Below are 18,119 nucleotides of genomic sequence, written 5' to 3' on the forward strand. Positions count from 1 at the left end.
TATATCAAATATGATATTTGCCTGGAACTGCCCGGTGGTGGCGAAACAGTGAAGGATGTGAACCCAGATGTCGTTGTTGACAGGTCAGACGGCGGTAATCACAGGCGGAGCGCAGGGACTGGGTCTGGCCATCGCGGAGCGGTTCGTGGCAGAGGGCGCACGCGTGGTGCTCGGCGACGTCAACCTCGAGGAAACCCAAGTCGTGGCCAAACAGCTGGGCGGTGACGACGTCGCCGTCGCGGTGCGCTGCGACGTCACGCAATCGTCCGACGTCGAGGCGCTGATCCAGACCGCGGTGCAACATTTCGGCGGCCTGGACATCATGGTCAACAACGCCGGTATCACCCGCGACGCCACCATGCGCAAGATGACCGAGGAGCAGTTCGATCAGGTCATCAACGTGCACCTGAAGGGGACCTGGAACGGGACCCGGCTCGCCGCGGCGATCATGCGGGAGAACAAGCGGGGCGCGATCATCAACATGTCCTCGGTGTCCGGGAAGGTCGGCATGGTCGGCCAGACCAACTACTCGGCGGCCAAGGCCGGCATCGTCGGCATGACCAAGGCGGCCGCCAAGGAGCTGGCTTACCTGGGTGTGCGGGTGAACGCCATCGCTCCGGGGTTGATCCGTTCTGCCATGACAGAGGCTATGCCGCAACGCATTTGGGATTCGAAGGTCGCCGAGGTGCCGATGGGCCGCGCCGGCGAGCCCAGTGAGGTGGCCAGCGTGGCGCTGTTCCTGGCATCCGACCTGTCGTCGTACATGACCGGCACCGTTATGGAAATCACCGGCGGCCGCCACCTATGAGTGCCGAGGTCGTCATCTGCGAGCCCGTCCGCACGCCGATCGGCCGCTACGGCGGAATGTTCGCCTCGCTCAGCGCCGTCGATCTCGGGGTAACCGCCCTGAAAGGGATGCTGGAGCGCACCGGTCTGGCTCCCGATGCCGTACAGGACGTGATTCTCGGCCACTGCTATCCCAACAGTGATGCGCCCGCGATCGGGCGCGTGGTGGCGTTGGATGCCGGCCTGCCGGTGACGGTGCCCGGCATGCAGGTGGACCGCCGCTGCGGCTCGGGCCTGCAAGCGGTCATCCAGGCCTGCCTGCAGGTGGGCGCCGGCGACAACGACCTCGTCGTCGCCGGGGGATGCGAAAGCATGAGCAATGTCGCCTTCTATTCCACCGACATGCGTTGGGGTGGTGCACGCAACGGCGTCCAGGTGCACGACGGGCTGGCACGCGGGCGCACGACGGCCGGCGGCCGTCACTACCCGGTCGCGGGCGGGATGCTCGAGACCGCGGAGAACCTGCGCCGCGAGTACGGCATTTCACGACAGGAGCAGGACGAACTTGCGGTGCGGTCGCATCAGCGCGCCGTCGCCGCGCAGCAGGACGGCGTGCTGGTCGACGAGATCATCCCGGTCGTGGTCACCACCCGTGGCGGCGAGGAAGTCATCGACACCGACGAGCATCCCCGTGCCGACACCTCGGTCGAGTCGCTGAGCAAGCTCAAACCGGTTCTGCGTCAAGATGATCCGGAGGCGACGGTCACCGCCGGCAACGCCAGCGGGCAGAACGACGCCGCATCGATGTGTGTGGTGACCACGCGGGAGAAGGCAGACGAGTATGGCCTGACACCCCTGGTCCGCATGGTGTCGTGGGGCCTGGCGGGGGTGGCGCCCAACATCATGGGAATCGGCCCGGTGCCCGCTACCGAGGCCGCGCTGGCCAAGGCCGGCTTGCAACTGTCCGACATCGATCTCATCGAACTCAACGAAGCCTTTGCCGCCCAAGCCCTTGCGGTGACGCGCGAATGGAAGTTCGGCACAGCCGATTTCGACCGAACCAACGTGCACGGCTCGGGAATCTCGCTGGGCCATCCGGTCGGCGCGACCGGCGGGCGCATGCTCGCCAGCCTGGCGCGTGAGCTCAACCGTCGCCAGGCACGCTACGGGCTGGAGACCATGTGCATCGGCGGCGGGCAGGGGCTGGCCGCGGTCTTCGAACGGGTCGGCTGACGATGAGCAATCCCGGGTTGCCGCTGGCCGGTCTCACCGTGGTCGAGGTGTCCAGTTTCGTCGCCGCGCCACTGTGTGGTATGACGCTGAGTCAGCTTGGCGCAGAGGTGATCCGCGTCGACCCGATCGGCGGCGCCTCCGACGTCGGGCGCTGGCCACTGTCGGCGGACGGCACCTCGATCTATTGGACCGGCCTGAACAAGGGAAAGCGTTCGGCCACCATCGATATGCGTTCGCCCGAGGGTCAGGAGCTGGTTGCGCGGCTGATCACCGAGGGCGACGGGATCGTGGTGACCAATGCCGCCGGCCTGTCCTGGCTGAGCCATGATGTGCTGGCAGCCAAGCGATCCGACGTGGTTCATGTCCAGTTACTCGGGCGCGGTGACGGCTCCACCGGAGTGGATTACACCGTGAACGCAGGTATCGGCTACCCGCTTGTCACGGGACCGGCCGATGCGGCCGGTCCGATCAATCACGTGTTGCCGGCCTGGGATGTGTGCTGCGGACTGTACGCGGCGCTGACGGTGGTCACCGCGGTCCGGCGTCGCGAGCAGTCCGGGGCCGGGGCGCGGATCAGCCTGGCGTTGGAGGATGTCGCCCTGGCCACCGCCGCGAATCTTGGATTGTTGACCGAACCTCAAGTCAACGGGACGCAGCGCGCGCGGTTGGGCAATGCCATCTACGGTCAGTACGGGCAGGACTTCATCAGCCGCGACGGGGTCCGTTTCATGGTTGTCCTGTTGACCAGCAGGCACTTTCGCGACCTGCTCAAGGTGACGCGCACGGGTGCTGCGGTGTCGGCGCTCGCTGAGGCGCTGGGGGTGGATTTTGGGTCCGAGGGTGATCGCTACCGATACCGGGACGTGCTGTCCGGTCTATTCGCCACCTGGTTCGCCGACCATACCGGTGAAGAAATCACCGCCGCGCTATCGGACACCACGGTGTTGTTCGAGCGCTACCGCACCTTCGCCGAGGTTGCGGCTGGACCGAAAGTAACTGCTAATCCGTTGTTTTCGCGTCTGCGGCAACCTGGCGTGGGCGACTATCTGGCACCGGGCCTGCCAGCCGCTTTCGACGGTGCGCATCCCGGTCCCGCGCCCGCGCCCGCCCTGGGGCAAGACACCGCCGAGGTCCTGCGGGGTCTGGGGTTGACCACCGCCGACATCGAGCGCCTCGCGAGCGCGAACACCATCGCCTGCTGAGCCGGAAGGAATCGCAGCACATGACCAAGCTCGCCCAAACCCTCGGGCTGACCGAATTTCAGACCGAGATCATCGCCACGGTGCGCCAATTCGTGGAGAAAGAAGTCATCCCCAACGCGGCCGAACTCGAACGTGGCGACACCTACCCGCAGCACATCGTCGACCAGATGCGCGAGATGGGCCTGTTCGGACTGATGATTCCGCAGCAGTACGGCGGGCTGGGGGAGTCGCTGCTGACCTACGCGCTGTGCGTGGAAGAGCTGGCGCGCGGCTGGATGAGCGTATCCGGGGTGCTCAACACCCATTTCATCGTGGCGTACATGCTGCGCCAGCACGGCACCGACGAGCAGAAACAGCGGTTCCTGCCCCGGATGGCGGCCGGCGAGACTCGCGGTGCGTTTTCGATGTCGGAGCCGGAGCTGGGTTCTGATGTGGCGGCGATCCGCACCCGGGCCCGCCGCGATGCCGACGGCACCTACACCATCAACGGCCAGAAGATGTGGCTGACCAACGGCGCCACCTCCACCCTGGTGGCGGTGCTGGTGCGCACCGACGAAGGCTCGGACAAACCGCACCGCAACCTGACCGCATTCCTGGTCGAGAAGCCGGTCGGATTCGGCGAAGTCGTTGCCGGCCTGCACATTCCGGGCAAGATCGACAAGCTCGGCTACAAGGGCATCGAAACCACCGAGATGATTTTCGACGGTTACCGGGCCACCGCTGACGATGTGCTCGGCGGCATCACCGGACAGGGCTTCTTCCAAATGATGGACGGCATCGAGGTCGGCCGGGTCAACGTGTCGGCACGCGCGTGTGGCGTCGGGTTGCGTGCCTTCGAGCTCGCGGTGCGCTATGCGCAACAGCGCCAGACGTTCGGAAAGCCGATCGCCGAGCACCAGGCCATCGCGTTTCAGTTGGCCGAGATGGCGACGAAAGTCGAAGCGGCACATCTGATGATGGTCAACGCGGCGCGGCTGAAGGATTCGGGCGAGCGTAACGACGTCGCTGCCGGAATGGCCAAATATCTGTGCAGCGAATACTGCACCGAGGTGACTCAGCAGAGCTTCCGGATCCACGGCGGCTACGGCTATTCCAAGGAATACGAGATCGAGCGGTTGATGCGCGACGCGCCGTTCCTGCTGATTGGCGAGGGCACCAGCGAGATCCAGAAGAACATCATCAGCAAGCGATTGCTCGCGGAATACCAGGTGTAGGCAGATGAGCGTTCCGGATTTCGTTGCGCGGCCTCAACTCTCCGAGGACGTCGCGCGGATTATCCGTGGGCGGATATTCGACGGCGTCTATACCGCGGGGTCCTATATTCGGCTGGATCAATTGGCGGCCGAGTTGGGGATCAGCGTCACGCCGGTCCGTGAGGCGCTGTTCGCGCTGCGCGCCGAGGGACTGATCGCCCAGCAGCCCCGTCGCGGCTTCGTGGTGTTGCCGGTCACCGGCCGAGACGTCACCGACGTGGCGAACGTGCAGGCACATGTCGGTGGGGAGCTGGCCGCGCGGGCCGCGGTCAACATCACTGCCGAGCAGCTGGGAGAACTCAAGGAACTCCAGGCCCAGCTGGAACGGGCCTATGCCGGCGATGACCACGAGCGGACGGTCCGGCTGAACCACGAGTTTCACCGGGCCATCAACGTCGCGGCGGACTCGCCGAAACTCGCTCAGTTGATGTCGCAGATCACCCGTTATGCCCCCGAATCGGTGTTCCCCTCGATCGAGGGCTGGCCGAGCCAGTCGATCAAGGACCATCGGGAGATCTTGACCGCGCTTGAAATTCACGACGACAAACTTGCCCGCGCGGCGATGTCGGAACACCTTGCCGCCGGCGCCATCCCGTTGATCGACCATCTCGTCGCGCGCGGTGTGGTGCTCGACGAAGAGTCCTAGCTCTGGCGGAAGGTGCTTCGGTAACTCTGCGGCGATACTCCGGACAGCCGACGGAATTGCTCGCGGAAATTCGTCGCTGACGTGAAACCTACTTGACGCGAAATGGTTTCGACGCTGTCGGCAGTTCTCTCCAGTAGTTGTTGCGCGTGGCGGATCCGAACATTGTTGACCCACTGCATGGGCGTTTGACCGGTCTCGAGTTTGAATCGGCGATTGATCGTCCGCTCGCTGCAGGCGGCCTGGCGGGCAATGTCGCGCAGCGTCAGTGGCAGGTGCGCGTTGTTCTCGATCCACACCAATAGGCCGTCGAGTTCGGTGTTGGACATGCGCCGATTGCGGATGATGAATTGTGCTTGGCCACCGTTGCGGTGCAGGGGTGTGACGGCGAGGCGGGCGGCGTCAGCGGCTGCGGCCGAGCCATAATCACGCGCGACCATGTGCAGGCATAGATCCAGTCCGGCCGACGCCCCCGCCGAGCTGAGGACTTGGCCTTCGTCGACATAGAGCGCATCGGCGTCAAGTCTGACGGTCGGGTAAGTCGCCGAAAACAACTCCGCCGCAAGCCAGTGCGTGGTCGCCCGCTTGCCGTCCAGTATTCCCGCGGCGGCGACGGTGAACGCACCGCTACAGATCGATGCGATTCGAATACCCTTGTGGTAAGCGGACTTCAATGCCGCAATCACGTCGCCGCGAACTGCTGCCGCGGCATCATTGCGGCCCGGCACGACGATGGTATCGGCGTTGGCGAGCTCGTCCAGGCCGAAGTCCGTCGCGATCCGGATTGGCCCCGCCGCGACTACGGGTTCGCAGCCGCACACTCGAACGCGGTAGCCCGGCGCTCCATTGTCGAGCCAGACACGGCCGAAGACCTCGACCGCTATCGCGAGGTCGAAGGCGATGGTGTCGGGCTCAGCCAGAACAGCGACGGAATGCATGGCTTGGCAATATACCGGCGCAATGTGGCAATCCAGCCACTGGTCTGAGTTGCCGCGACGGGCGAACATTGCCGGGTGCATGCGCAAATCGTGTTGTACGACGGGTTCGACCCGTTGGACGTCATCGCTCCGTTCGAGGTTCTGGCCGCCGGTTCGGATATGGTCGCGGGCGAGCTCTGGGTGACATTGGTTGCGGCGGAAGGCCCTCGCCGCGTGACCAGCGGGACCCGCGGTTTGACGCTGGCCGCCACCGCCGTGCTCGATCCGTCCGAACCCGGGTGTGTGATCGTCCCCGGTGCCAGCGGGCCGATCGCCGGTGACCCCGATGACGGCGTCGAGACCATTCCGGTGTTGTTGGCACGGGCGGCACAGACCGAACTGACTCCGCTGCTGCACAAGGCATTCGCCAATCCCGACGTGACCATGGCAGCGGTGTGTGGCGGTTCGGTGGTGATGGCGATGTCGGGCCTTATCGAAGGACGTCACGCCGTGACGCATCGTTTGGGTCTGGATCTGCTCGAGGCCGCGGGCGTGTACCCGGTCGCGGCCCGCGTCGTCGACGACGGAGATCTGGTGACCGCCGGCGGCGTGACGTCGGGGCTTGACCTGGCGCTGTATCTGCTCGATCGCTTCTACGGTCCTCGAATAGCCCACGCCGTCGAGGAACTCTTCGAATACGAACGGCGGGGCACCGTATGGCGGCCGGTGGGCCGAGAACCTGTGGAGGTTTAGGTTGAGCATCGACGGCAACTGGGACGTGACGATCAAGACCCCGATCGGGACGCTGGCGGTGCTGTACGCGTTCACGCAGCTGCGCGACAGGCTCGCCGGTACGGCGACTTACAAAGACGAAACCGTTGCGCTGCAAGGTCTTACCAGCGAGCCGGCGGATGGTGGTACTCGACTCACCTGGCGGCAGTCGGTGAGCCGGCCCATGCGGCTGAATCTGGCTTTCGACGTGCTGGTCCACGGTGATGTCCTGCGCGGACACTCTCGCGCTGGCCGGCTGCCACGCTCGGCGGTATCCGGGGTTCGCCGGTAGCCGTCGCCATCGCTTGTTGCTGGGGCGGGGCGGGGCATACGCTGCCATCAGGGTGGGCAACGAATGGAGAGAAGAAGATGACTCCAACGCTTCGGGTATCGGCCCTCTTCGTTGCAACCGCGACGGCGATCGCGTTCGCGGCACCCGCGCATGCTGATTTGCTCGACCCGATCCCCGGTAACGGCGTCTTTGTCGTCGGGGTCGACATCGCGCCCGGTCTCTATCACACCGGCGGATCGGGCTCGGCATTCGGCGTGTGGATCAACAATGTGCCGACCCAGGACTCGATGTGCTCATGGTTCACCTACAGCACGCCCGATGCGAACAAGGACCACGTACTGCAGACGAACACCTCGATCGGTCCGATGTTCGCGAATATCAATACTTCGGTGAAAGCCTTCGAGTCGCTGAACTGTCAACCCTGGACGCGGGTGCCCTAACGCCCATCGTCCAGCATCTCGCGCAGTCGGCGGATGTCGACCTTGCCGGTGCCGCCCCGCGGAACGTCGTCGTCGGAGTCCAGCAATAGCCACACCGTCGGAACCTTGAACGAACTCAGCGCGGCCTTCGCCTCGGTGCGCAACTGCGCGGCGGTCAGCCCGCGATCACCGCGCACCACCGCCGCGCCTACCCGTTCCCCCGCGGTGCCAGGCACATTGGTGACAAAGGCATTGTCGATGCCCTCGATCGTGCGCAACGCTCGCTCGACCTCACTCGGGTAGACCGTCGCGCCGCTGACTTTGAACATGTCGTCGGATCGCCCGTGGTAGAACAGGAATCCGTCCTCGTCCAGATGGCCGAGGTCGCCGGTGGGGTAGAAGCCGTCGACGGTAAACAGTTCTTCGCGACTACGACCGCAAATCCCCCGCATCGTGTGCGGTCCACGGAGCTGGATCATCCCGGTGGTACCCGCCGCGAGGGGCTCTCCGCTGTCGAGGTCGACGATGCGGACCTCCACGCCGTCGAACGGTTTTCCGCAGCTGCCCCACGCCGTCGTCGGCATATCCGTGTCGGCGGGGTAGCCGCAGTACGGCCCGAAAGTCTCGGTCATGCCGAACAGCGCGGCCCGGGCTCCGGGCGCGGCCCGCTGCTCGGGCGGCAGCAGGGCTTCCAGGCTGCCCGGACGCAGCGCCGAGAGGTCCACGCCGGCCGCGCTCGCGTGCCGGGCCAGTGCCTCGGCTTGATCCGGCCAGCCGCGAAACAGGTTGACGCGCTCGCGTTCCAGTAATCGCAGCGTGGTTTCGGGCCGGGGGAGTTCTTCGGTCACCAGGGTGGCGCCGGCCAGCAGGGCGGACAGTATTCCGCTGCCGAAACCACCCACCCAGAAGAACGGCATCGGGAGATACAGACGGGTTTCGGAGGTGATGCACCGCGCCGCGAGACCCGACCGCACGGCGCCCAACGCGTTGCCATGTGAGTGCACGACTGCCTTGGGTGTGCCGCTGCTGCCGGAGGTGAACATGATGACCAGCGGGTCGGCGGTGGCCACCGTTGCGGTCATGGCGTCGACGATATGGCGGGCGCGATCACTCGCGGCAGCCCCGTCAAGCTGTCCGGTCGACCAAACATCGCGTAGCGCAGGCAGTTCGGCCCGCGGCACCGCCTTGAGGTCGTCGAGATAGCGATGACCCCGGAATTCCTCGACGCTCACCAGGAACTGCACGGCCGCGATGCGCAGCTGCGCGACGAGTTCGCGGGCCCGCAGCAGGGTGCTCAACGGAACCAGCACGGCGCCAATGCGGGCCAGCGCGATGGAGATCTGCACCCAACGGACGCTGTTGGGCATGATCAATCCGACCCGGGTACCCTTGCCGACGCCGGCTTCGATGAATCTCGCCGCCAAATCGTCTGTCGTCGAATCGAGTTCGCGGTAGCTGAGCCGAGACGTAGGATCGATCACCATTGGCGTATCCCCGTCGCGGCCGGCTCGGAGCCGGACCAGCGCGTCGATGGTGTCAGGCATCGAAGAGCTGCTTCAGGCGCTGGATGTCGACCTTGCCGCTGGACATCAGCGGCACGTCGGCGCGTGCCAAGCTGATGAACCGTTTGGGGATCTTGTACGCGGACAGTTCGGATTTGAGTCGTTCGCTCAACGTCACGGTGTCCAGCGCAGTCGCGCCGTCCGGCCGGACCACCACCGCGGCGACGAGTTGTCCCCGCCGTGGGTCGGGTAGGCCGATGACGTACGCCGCAGCTCCGCCGGTGACCTTGGCGATGGCCATCTGGACCTCGGCCGCCGAGACGTTGGCGCCGGCCGTCTTGATCATCGCGCTGCGCCGGCCGACGAAATAGACGAAGCCGTCGCCATCCGTGCGCACCAAATCGCCGGTGTGCAACCAGCCGTCGGCGTCGAAGCACTCTTCGCGCGCCCGCTTGTAGTAACCCTGCATCACATACGGCCCGCGGATGCAGAGTTCGCCCACCTCTCCCACGGCGACGGGTTCGGCCGTATCGGGGTTGATCAGCATCGTCTCGAATCCGGGTGCGGGCTTGCCGAACGATCCGCGCCGCGCTTCGGGCTGATCGGATTCGTCCCCCGCGACCAGCACGACGCTGCCGGCCTCGGTCATGCCCAGCATGTTGTGCCGCAGCTCCGGATCGGCCGGCCTGGTGTCGGGGGCCATGATCGGATAGAGGTTGCCGCGCCGCATCGACGACAGATCACGTCCGGGGTAACTCGGGTGCTCGGCCAGGTGCGCGATGCCGGCCGCGAATCCGTTGGTCACCGTCGGCTTTTCGGTTTCCAGCAAGTCCAGCATCGCCCCCGCGTCGGTGGCGTTGGAGCACACCAAGGTCGAACCGGCCACCAGGCTGGCCAGCAGACCGAACGCGAACCCGCCAATCCAGAAGAACGGCGAATTGCAGAACAGTTTGTCCGCCGCGCTCAATCCGCGAATCTTGTTGAGGTTGCGCTGATGTCCCAGCAGCGCGGCATGAGTGTGCACCACACCCTTGGGGGCGCTGGTCGATCCCGACGTGTAGACGATCGTTAGCGGATCGCAGCCGTAGACGTCGGCTTCCATCGCCCGCAGCAGCTCGGGGTCGACGGCGCCGGCTCGTCGGCATACCGTCTCGTGAGTGATTGCGACGTGGCGCAGTTGCGGGGCGGCCGGTGTTAACAACCGGGAGTCGAGATCGACGTCCGGAAGCACCTCGGCCAACCGCCGCACATAGTCGTGGGAGCGAAAAGACGCCGCGGTCAACAGTATTTCGACATCGCTGTCGACCAGCTGCTCGCCCATTTCGCGGGCGGTGACGAACGTCGAGAACGGCACCACCACAGCGCCGATCCGGGCGGCGGCCAGCATCGCAACGACGAACTCGGTGCCGTTGGGGTAGAGCACTCCCACATGGGTCCCCTTGCCCGCGCCGAGGGCGATCAGTCCGCGGGCGAGCTCCGCCGATGCGACGTCGGCTTCGGCGTAGCTGATCCGCTCCGCGTCGCACACGAGAAGCGGATGGTTGTCCCGCGAGCCGGCCTGCTGCCGCAGGACGTCAGCGACCGTCGAATCACCGGACATGATCGCGCTGCGCCGCGGATTCGTCGAAGAACCGGCGGATCTCACTCAGGTCGGCTTTACCCGACGGGGTGCGCGGAATCTCACCGACGATTGCGATCTCGGTAGGAATCTCGTAGCGCGCCAACCGCGTTCGCAGATACTGCACTAACGCATCGGGATCGGTGCCGCGGGAGTCGCGCAGCTGCACCATCGCGACCGGTGTCTCGCCCAGACGGGCGTCGGGCCGCCCGATCACGGCCGCGCCCGCTACCGCCGGATGCCCCTCCAATGCGACGCGCACGTCGTCGGGCATCACCTTGAAGCCGCCGCGGATGATCGCCTGATCGGCGCGCCCGACGATCCACAGGAAGCCGTCGGCGTCGATGCGCGCCAAATCCGTGGTCCGCATCCACGGCACCGAACGCCCCAGTTGTCCCGGTTTGACCTCGAGCAGCCCGACCTGGTCGGCTCCCAACGGCGTGCCGGCGTCGTCGACCACCCGCAGCTGGGCGCCCGGGTTGGCCCGCCCGACGCTACCGCGTTTGGTGGCCCAATGCTGCTGGTAGTCGGCCAGGGTCCAGCCGGCCACCCCGCCACCGAATTCTGTTGCGGCATAGGATGTTAAGACGGGTATGCCGTATTTCTCGGTGAAGGCGTCGGCATCGTCGGCCGACAGCGGTGCCGTGCCGCAGGTAACCGCTCGAATACTGTCCAGATCGGCACGCGTAAGCGCGGAATGCAACACCGTCCGCAACGCGGCCGGCACCAGCGAGACAGCGCGCGGCCGATGCGTGCGCACCGCCTGTGCCCAGGCGTTGAGCTCGAAGCGTTCCAGCAGCACAAAGGATCTCGCTTCGGTGACACATTGCAGGACCCGGAACACGCCGCCGATGTGCACCAGCGGCGAGTTCATGATCGCGACACCGCGGCGCAGTTCTTGCGGCGCCGGCGTCTGATCGGGGTTCGGACCCATCACGCTGCGCGCCAGCATGTCATAGCCGAGATCGATTCGCTTGGGCGGACCCGTCGTTCCGCTGGTCAGCATCCGCACCGCGATTTGCGTTGCGGCCGAAGCTGCGTCGTGTTGTCCTACCGATTCACCGGGCCCGGCGAGGCATCCGGAGATCGGCATGGTCGGCGTGCCGGGAGTAACCAAGGTAGCCAGATCTTCGGGCTCACCTACCACCAGGGGCAGTCGGAGTGCGGCGATGTCGGCTCGGGTGCGCTCGTCGCCCCGCGATGGATTGATCGTCACCACGGTTCCCCCGCCCAGCAGCACGCCGAGGAACGCCGCCACTTGGCCCGGCCGGTTGCGCAGCAGCATCCCGATCGCAGGGTTGTCGCGGTGTTCGGCGGTCACCGACGCCATGTGCCGCGCCGCGTCGGCGATCCGGCCCCACGACAGCCATCGACCGTCGTACTCGATCGCGGGTGCGCTCGGCCGCAGCTCCAGTACGTCGGCGATGCGTTGACTCAGCCGATGATGGCCCATCAGCGGATCTTTGGATCGGCAGCCTTGCGGTCGGCGCCCTGCTGCGCCACCAGTTCGGCGGTGCCCAGGGGATTGCCCAGCCGGGTGTAGATCAACCCCTGCTCCATGGCGGCGCGGTAGGGCCTGTCCAGCGATTCCCAGATCGCCTTGACGGTGCCCTGCGTGGCCGACGGCGGCTTGGCCGCAATCGACGCGGCGATCTCGTGGGCTCGGCTGGCGAGCTGGTCGGTCGCGACGACCTCGGACACCAAGCCGATCCGCAATGCCGTGTCGGCGCTGACCCGTTCGTCGTTGCCCATCAACGCGATGCGCAACGTTTCGCCCAGGCCGATGCGGCGCATCAGGCCGATCGGCTCCAGCGCGCAGACCAGGCCTGCCGAGACGTGTGAGTCGAAGAATGTTGCGTCTTGTGCGCAGATGACCACATCGGACTCGTTGATGAAGTAGAAGGCACCCGCGGTGCACATGCCCTGGACGGCGCACACCACCGGCTTCCACAACTTCTGCCACTTGGGGCTGAGCAGTTCGCCGGGATCCTGGTGATTCCATATGTTTTCGGGTTGCCCGTACGGCGTCTTGATGTCCAGGCCCGCGCTGAAGGCCCGGCTGCCGGCGGCCCGCAGCACCACCGCGTGCACCGACTCGTCGAGTCTGACGGTGCGCCACGCTTCGGCCATCTCCTCACACATGGTGCGGTTGAACGCATTCAGCTGATCGGGACGATTCAGCGTGATGGTTGCGACGTGGTCGTCCGCGTCGACGTCAAGAAGAATGGTCTCGAAATGTGGGGTACTCAACGGCATTGCCAATTCGGTTTGCGTTTCTCGACAAAGGCTTTCGGGCCTTCGGCGGCGTCCTCGGTGCGCAGCACCCGTTCGCGGAAGGTTTCGGCCATGATCTCGGCCTCGTGCAGCGGCACGTTCAAGCCCTTCAGAATCGCCAGCCGGGTGCCTCGGACCGCCAGTGGCGCATTGGAATTGACGACGTCGGCAATCTCGCGGGCACGGGCCAGCAGCAGGTCGTGCTCGACGACCTCGCTGATCAATCCGAGCTCGTACGCGCGTCCGGCGCTCATCCGTTCGTGCTTACCCATCAAGGCCATTCGCAAGGCGATCGAGCGGGGCAGCACCCGGGAGATCCGCACTAATTCACGACCGGCCACCAACCCGATGCTGACGTGCGGATCGAAAAACGTCGCCTGTTCGGATGCGATGACGATGTCTGTCGTGGTGACCCAGTCCATGCCAGCGCCACAACAGATTCCGTTCACCGCGGTGATGACCGGCTTGGCCATCGTGCGGAACGGGGGAGTGCCCTCCTGCGGGGCCTCCCACTGGTCGTAGGTCGACAGATACGGCCGCTCGTAAATCACCTTGCCGTCTTCGGGAATCTCCCTGACATCGGCCCCACTGCAGAACGCGCGTCCGGTACCCGTCACGATGGTCAGCCAGACGTTGTCGTCGTTTTCGACCTCGTGGTAGGCGGCGCGCAGCTCGGAGACCATGTGCGGGCTGAGTGCGTTGAGCGCCTCCGGCCGGTTCAGTGTGATCGTGGCGGTGTGCCCGTCGACCTCGTATTTGATGGTGTCGAACGAGTCAGCAGGCATTCTTGTCCCTTCAGCGGCCATCGAATTTCGGCGCGCGTCGCTGCCGGAAGGCTTCCAGACCTTCTTTGAAATCATGCGTCCGACAGGACAATTCCAGGTTGAACAGCTCCTGTGTCAGAGACTGGCCCAGCGACGCGTGCTGGCCGTAGTTCAGGGCTTGCTTGGCCAGTCCGAGCGCGACGGTCGGGCCGTCGGCGAGGCGCACCAGCAGCTGCTCGGCGGTGTCGTCGAGTTCGGCCGGGTGGGCGGACTGGTGAATCAAGCCCCAGTCGGCCGCGTCGGCTCCGCCCACCTTCTCACTGAGCAGCAGCATGCGCCGGGCTCGCGCCATCCCGACGAGTCGGGGCAGCAGCCAGCTCGCACCGGAATCCGGGCTGAAACCCCGTTCGATGAACGGCTCCCAGAACACGGCATCGTCGGCTGCCACGGTGAAGTCGGCGGCGAGGGCGAGATTGCAGCCCATGCCCACCGCCCAGCCCCGAACCGTGCAGACCACCGGGAGGTGGATGGATTGCACAAGCTCGATCAACCGGTGCGCGGCATGTGGAATCCGGCGCACCAGGTCCCCGGTGCGCGGCCGCTGTCCACTGCCGTCGTTAGTAGCGACCCAGTCGGCGCCCGAGCAGAAGTCTTGCCCGGCGCCGCGCAGGTGGATCGCGCGCAACGAGTCGTCGGCGGCGGCCTCGGCCAGCGCGCGGACTAATGTCTCGATCATCAAGTGGGTCAACGAATTACGGCGCTGTGGGCGGTCGAGGGTGAGCCGCAGAATCGCGCCGTCCCGGTGTGCGATCACCGACCCCTGCGCGTCGGCCGCATCGGCGTCGTGACTCACCGTCGGATCCGGCCTTTCTCAGCGATACGGTTACCCATACAGTAGGCAATACGATTGTTACGCTGTATAAGTTATCAAGGAAACGCTGCCGACGGAACAACCGGGTCGCACCCGGTGAAAGAGGGTCGTATGCCCGAGGGGACACCGGTACGCGCCGATGACGCGAAATTCGGCGAGACGCCCCTTGCTCAAACCATGGCGGCCGCCGGCGCGATGCGGCGGCTGAGTTCACTACTGCTCTCGCTGGAACATCCGCACCCAACGGTCGACGCGATGCTGGCGAAGTTCGGCGAATGGGAAAGCGAGCTGTCCTGCGCCGCGCCGCAGGACCACGCCCCCCGAATCGGGGAGATGGACGACGACCCGCGACGGGTTTATCTCAACCACGCCACGGACATCGGCGCCTACAACCCGTCCTTCCCCGAGTACTCGTTCGACTACCTCGATGCCGACAAGGCCGAGGGGCGGGTCGTCTTCCCGGTCGTCTACGAAGGGCCGCCGGGACTGGTGCACGGTGGCTTTCTGTCCGTGTTCTTCGACTGCGTGATTCAGCATCACAGTTGCGTTATGGGACTATCCGGCAAGACGCGATCGCTGCACGTGAGTTTCCGGCGGCCCACGCCGTTGCTGACCGAGCTGCGCTTCGAGATTGCCCGTTCGCAGATCGAAGGAGGCATCGAGTCGACCGCGCGGCTGCTGCGCGGCGACGAGGTGCTGTGCATCGGCCGGGTCAATACCCTGGCGTCGCAGCCCGACAAGCTGACCGGCTATCGATTCGGCAGGCGGCGAAAGCAATCCGCGACATGACTGCCCCGAGCGACGATCGCGTGCTTTTCGAGGTTGATCCCGGCAACAGAATCGCGACGATCACCCTGAACAATCCCACGCAGCGCAACTCCTATGACGCCACCATGCGCGAGGCAGTCGGCCGGTGCCTGGATCAGGTGGCCGAAGACGACGATCTGACTGTGGTACTGCTGCGCGGAGCCGAGGGTGTCTTTTCCACCGGGGCCGACATGAACAACGCATACGGCTGGTATGGCGAGAAGTCCAAGGCGCCCGACGAGGCCGCGGCCAAGCGCCGGCCCAGCCAGCGCAGGCGACTTGCGGTGGACCGCAAGTCATTTAGCTTCTACCACAACTTCATGGGCTTCCCGAAGGTGACGGTCGGGGAGATATCCGGGTACGCCCTGGGCGGTGGCTTCGAGATGGCGCTGATGACCGACATCTCGGTGATCGCGCGTGACACCAAGATCGGCATGCCGGCGACCCGGTTCCTGGGACCCGCGCTGGGCAGCCTGCACATGTTCTTCCACCGGTTGGGTCCGGTCCTGGCGCGGCGCCTGCTGTTGACTGGTGACGTCATCGAAGCGGGCGAGCTGGAACATCTCGGAATCTTCACCGACACTTGCGATCCCGGCGCCGTGACCGCGCGCGCTCGTTATTGGGCCGAGAAGGCGGCGAAGATGCCGGCCGACGGAGTTGTGATCGCCAAGGAAGCATTCCGCCTCGTCGAGCAGTCCCAGGCGTACAACGGTGAGGAAGTCGCGAGTTATCTCTTCCACGCCTACGGCACCAACCTGCAATTCGGGCCGGACGAATTCAACTTCGTCAAAACCCGCGCCCAGCACGGCACCAAGGAGGCGTTCCGGCTACGCGACGAGCACTTTCATGTGCCGGAACCCGAAGCCTAGTAACGGAATTCGCGCCTAACGGTCCGCGGTTGCCTTCGCCCGGGCACCAGGAGAGGCCGACTTCGTCGCCTTGCGCGGCCGGGATGTCGTCGACTTGGCGGCTTTTGACCCCTCGTCGATCAACCGGTTGGCGTGGTCGAGGATGCAGGTGAGGCCGTACTCGAAATTGGTTTCATCCGGCGCACCGATCCGGTGACCTATCCGGCTCACCTGGGCGAGCAGCGGGGTGTTTTCGGGGTCGATGGCAACGGCGTCCTCGATGGCGCGCGGGCCGACGTCGGAGGACTGGTTCTTTTCGTAGAGCCGCTGCAGTACCACCGAGCCGCGGACGTGGACCGAGACCGCCGAATAGGTGTCGAAAGCGTCTTCGGGCGTGAGGCCGGCCTCGACCAGGTTGGAGATCGCCTTCTCCATCTCGAGGGCGCCGAGTCGGGCCGCTTTGGGGCTCAGCGCCGCGCGGATCAAAATCAGATCGCACAGAATTGGGTTGCCCATGAACGTCTTACGCATCGAGCGGGCGTGGTTGCGCAGGGTTTCGCGCCAATCGCTGGCTTCGACATAGGGCGTGGCGAACACGTATTTGCTCAACGCGCGGTCGGTCATCGCGTTGAGCAAGTCGTCCTTCTTGCGGAAGTACCAGTAGATGCTGGTGACTCCGACGCCGAGGTGTTTGCCGAGCAGCGGCATGCTCAAGTTGTCGATCGAGACTTGCTCCGCGAGTTCGAATGCGCCGCTGATGATGTCATCGGGGTTGATGGACCCGCGTTCGCGTCGTTGACGCTTATCAGCGGTTGCCTGCTTTGCCACTACGGGCACCTCCATCAAAATGTATCCTGGGCGTACGGTCTGAAATCGTGCCACCGATTGAATCAAATCTACCGGCAGATGTGCTCCCACCTGCGTATACGTAGGCGTGTCGCCATTCGGGTAGGGCCGTCAACGGGGCTCTCGTACGCTTTTCCATCTGCTACTGTAATACCTATCGTAGGCTTTTTGGTATAGAAGGCTGGACGGGCGAAGATGACCGGACGCAAGCCATCGGCTGCCGCACCCCATGAGCCGCGGAAATCGCGATGGATCTAGGTCTGGGGAACGCGACAGCTGTAGTTGTCGGCGGTAGCCGCGGCATGGGTTTGGCCGCATCCCGTTGCCTCGCCGAGGACGGCGCACGGGTGGCGCTGGTCGGCCGAGCCCAAGCCGTCCTCGACAATGCGGTGGCGGATCTCATTGAACGCGGCAGTCCGGACGCGGTTGGGTTCGCGGCCGACATCGGTGACGCCGCGCAGGTCGACAAGGTATTCGCCGAGGTCTCCACCCGATGGGACGGCGAACTCAACGTACTGATCAATACGGTCGGACCGTCAGCGCCGGGCAGCTTCGAAGAGCTGACCGACGACCAGTGGCGTGAGGCCGTCGAAGACGGCGTGCTGGGGATGGTGCGCTGTGTGCGTTCGGCGCTGCCCCTGCTACGCAAGGCGCAGTGGGCGCGGGTTGTCAACTTTTCGGCGCATTCGACACAGCGACAAAGTGTGATGTTGCCTGCCTACACCGCGGCCAAGGCGATGCTGACGAGCGTGTCGAAGAACCTGTCGTTGTTGCTCGCCAAAGACGAGATCCTGGTCAACGTGGTGTCTCCGGGCAGCATCGCCTCCGAGTCGCTCATCGGCTGGGCCGACTCGGTCGGTGTCGACGGTAGCGACCCCTATCGTCTGATGGAGGCCATCGACAAGCACTTTGGGCATCCGGCGCATATGCCGCGTGCCGGCCTGCCGGAAGAGATCGGGCCCGTCGTCGCGTTTCTCGCATCGCGGCGCAACTCCTACATGACCGGCGCCAACATCAACGTCGACGGTGGTTCAGACTTCACCTGACTCAAATCGCTTAGCCGACAAAAGGAG

19 protein-coding genes are annotated in these 18,119 nt (G+C 65.2%); 11 read left to right on the forward strand and 8 right to left on the reverse strand.

The features are described from left to right. Nucleotides 1-67 precede the first annotated feature (67 nt). From fabG to AAHS21_RS22765, 5 genes are read left to right on the forward strand one after another with little or no spacing between them, the layout of a single operon-like run. Entirely contained in the window at nucleotides 68-808 is a 741-nt protein-coding gene (gene fabG, locus AAHS21_RS22745) for a 3-oxoacyl-ACP reductase FabG (RefSeq protein WP_090609488.1), read from the forward strand. Further along, entirely contained in the window at nucleotides 805-2,019 is a 1,215-nt protein-coding gene (locus tag AAHS21_RS22750; RefSeq protein WP_342929815.1) for an acetyl-CoA C-acetyltransferase, read from the forward strand. The genes fabG and AAHS21_RS22750 overlap by 4 nt, the downstream gene beginning before the upstream one ends. A gap of 2 nt (nucleotides 2,020-2,021) precedes the next feature. Continuing rightward, on the forward strand, nucleotides 2,022-3,221 hold the full coding sequence (locus AAHS21_RS22755) for a CoA transferase (protein WP_342929816.1): 1,200 nt from the start codon (nucleotides 2,022-2,024) through the stop codon (nucleotides 3,219-3,221). Between the two features lie 20 nt (nucleotides 3,222-3,241). Then, a complete protein-coding gene (locus tag AAHS21_RS22760) occupies nucleotides 3,242-4,435 on the forward strand; it encodes an acyl-CoA dehydrogenase family protein (RefSeq protein WP_342929817.1) in 1,194 nt (397 codons plus the stop codon). 4 nt (nucleotides 4,436-4,439) lie between these two features. Next, on the forward strand, nucleotides 4,440-5,120 hold the full coding sequence (locus tag AAHS21_RS22765) for a GntR family transcriptional regulator (protein WP_342929818.1): 681 nt from the start codon (nucleotides 4,440-4,442) through the stop codon (nucleotides 5,118-5,120). Here the strand turns inward: AAHS21_RS22765 and AAHS21_RS22770 are convergent. Next, nucleotides 5,117-6,055, reverse strand: a complete 939-nt coding sequence (locus tag AAHS21_RS22770) for a helix-turn-helix domain-containing protein (protein ID WP_342929819.1) — start codon at nucleotides 6,053-6,055, stop codon at nucleotides 5,117-5,119. The genes AAHS21_RS22765 and AAHS21_RS22770 overlap by 4 nt on opposite strands. Nucleotides 6,056-6,130: 75 nt before the next feature. Here AAHS21_RS22770 and AAHS21_RS22775 point away from each other — a divergent pair, with 75 nt between their 5' ends. The 3 genes from AAHS21_RS22775 to AAHS21_RS22785 all read left to right on the forward strand — a co-directional run bounded on the left by AAHS21_RS22775 (nucleotide 6,131) and on the right by AAHS21_RS22785 (nucleotide 7,537). Then, a complete protein-coding gene (locus AAHS21_RS22775; RefSeq protein ID WP_342929820.1) occupies nucleotides 6,131-6,787 on the forward strand; it encodes a DJ-1/PfpI family protein in 657 nt (218 codons plus the stop codon). Nucleotide 6,788: 1 nt separating this feature from the next. Then, nucleotides 6,789-7,097, forward strand: coding sequence for a hypothetical protein (locus tag AAHS21_RS22780; protein ID WP_342929821.1), 309 nt, complete (start codon nucleotides 6,789-6,791; stop codon nucleotides 7,095-7,097). A 77-nt stretch (nucleotides 7,098-7,174) separates the two neighbouring features. Then, nucleotides 7,175-7,537: a hypothetical protein gene (locus AAHS21_RS22785; RefSeq protein WP_096289515.1), complete on the forward strand. Its 363-nt coding sequence runs from the start codon at nucleotides 7,175-7,177 to the stop codon at nucleotides 7,535-7,537. Here AAHS21_RS22785 and AAHS21_RS22790 read toward each other — a convergent pair. The 6 genes from AAHS21_RS22790 to AAHS21_RS22815 are packed head-to-tail and all read right to left on the reverse strand — an operon-like array spanning nucleotide 7,534 to nucleotide 14,527. Beyond that, entirely contained in the window at nucleotides 7,534-9,060 is a 1,527-nt protein-coding gene (locus AAHS21_RS22790; protein ID WP_342929822.1) for a class I adenylate-forming enzyme family protein, read from the reverse strand. The two genes, AAHS21_RS22785 and AAHS21_RS22790, sit on opposite strands and share 4 nt — an antisense overlap. Next, nucleotides 9,053-10,618: a class I adenylate-forming enzyme family protein gene (locus AAHS21_RS22795; protein WP_342929823.1), complete on the reverse strand. Its 1,566-nt coding sequence runs from the start codon at nucleotides 10,616-10,618 to the stop codon at nucleotides 9,053-9,055. The genes AAHS21_RS22790 and AAHS21_RS22795 overlap by 8 nt, the downstream gene beginning before the upstream one ends. Next, nucleotides 10,608-12,089 (reverse strand): AMP-binding protein, encoded by a 1,482-nt coding sequence (locus tag AAHS21_RS22800; RefSeq protein WP_342929824.1) that lies wholly within the window; start codon nucleotides 12,087-12,089, stop codon nucleotides 10,608-10,610. The genes AAHS21_RS22795 and AAHS21_RS22800 overlap by 11 nt, the downstream gene beginning before the upstream one ends. Beyond that, the gene (locus tag AAHS21_RS22805; protein WP_342929825.1) at nucleotides 12,089-12,892 is read right to left on the reverse strand and encodes an enoyl-CoA hydratase/isomerase family protein; all 804 of its coding nucleotides are present in this window, start codon (nucleotides 12,890-12,892) and stop codon (nucleotides 12,089-12,091) included. The genes AAHS21_RS22800 and AAHS21_RS22805 overlap by 1 nt, the downstream gene beginning before the upstream one ends. Then, nucleotides 12,883-13,695 (reverse strand): enoyl-CoA hydratase-related protein, encoded by an 813-nt coding sequence (locus tag AAHS21_RS22810; protein WP_342929826.1) that lies wholly within the window; start codon nucleotides 13,693-13,695, stop codon nucleotides 12,883-12,885. Before AAHS21_RS22810 ends, AAHS21_RS22805 begins: the two co-directional genes overlap by 10 nt. Before the next feature lie 10 nt (nucleotides 13,696-13,705). Next, a complete protein-coding gene (locus AAHS21_RS22815; protein ID WP_342929827.1) occupies nucleotides 13,706-14,527 on the reverse strand; it encodes an enoyl-CoA hydratase-related protein in 822 nt (273 codons plus the stop codon). 129 nt (nucleotides 14,528-14,656) lie between these two features. On the opposite strand from AAHS21_RS22815, the gene AAHS21_RS22820 reads away from it, so the two are divergent. Both AAHS21_RS22820 and AAHS21_RS22825 read left to right on the forward strand, forming a co-directional pair. Then, nucleotides 14,657-15,334: a hypothetical protein gene (locus AAHS21_RS22820; protein WP_342929828.1), complete on the forward strand. Its 678-nt coding sequence runs from the start codon at nucleotides 14,657-14,659 to the stop codon at nucleotides 15,332-15,334. Next, nucleotides 15,331-16,221 carry an enoyl-CoA hydratase/isomerase family protein gene (locus AAHS21_RS22825; protein ID WP_342929829.1) on the forward strand — a complete coding sequence of 297 codons (891 nt, stop codon included), beginning with the start codon at nucleotides 15,331-15,333 and terminating at the stop codon, nucleotides 16,219-16,221. Before AAHS21_RS22820 ends, AAHS21_RS22825 begins: the two co-directional genes overlap by 4 nt. Before the next feature lie 15 nt (nucleotides 16,222-16,236). Here the strand turns inward: AAHS21_RS22825 and AAHS21_RS22830 are convergent, their stop codons facing one another. After that, nucleotides 16,237-17,043, reverse strand: a complete 807-nt coding sequence (locus AAHS21_RS22830) for a TetR family transcriptional regulator (protein ID WP_342929830.1) — start codon at nucleotides 17,041-17,043, stop codon at nucleotides 16,237-16,239. 251 nt (nucleotides 17,044-17,294) lie between these two features. On the opposite strand from AAHS21_RS22830, the gene AAHS21_RS22835 reads away from it, so the two are divergent. Then, the gene (locus AAHS21_RS22835; protein ID WP_342929831.1) at nucleotides 17,295-18,092 is read left to right on the forward strand and encodes an SDR family oxidoreductase; all 798 of its coding nucleotides are present in this window, start codon (nucleotides 17,295-17,297) and stop codon (nucleotides 18,090-18,092) included. Nucleotides 18,093-18,119: the final 27 nt, after the last annotated feature.

The sequence above is a fragment of the Mycobacterium sp. 050272 genome, assembly GCF_039023525.1.
In the GTDB taxonomy this organism is placed as follows: Bacteria; Actinomycetota; Actinomycetes; order Mycobacteriales; family Mycobacteriaceae; genus Mycobacterium.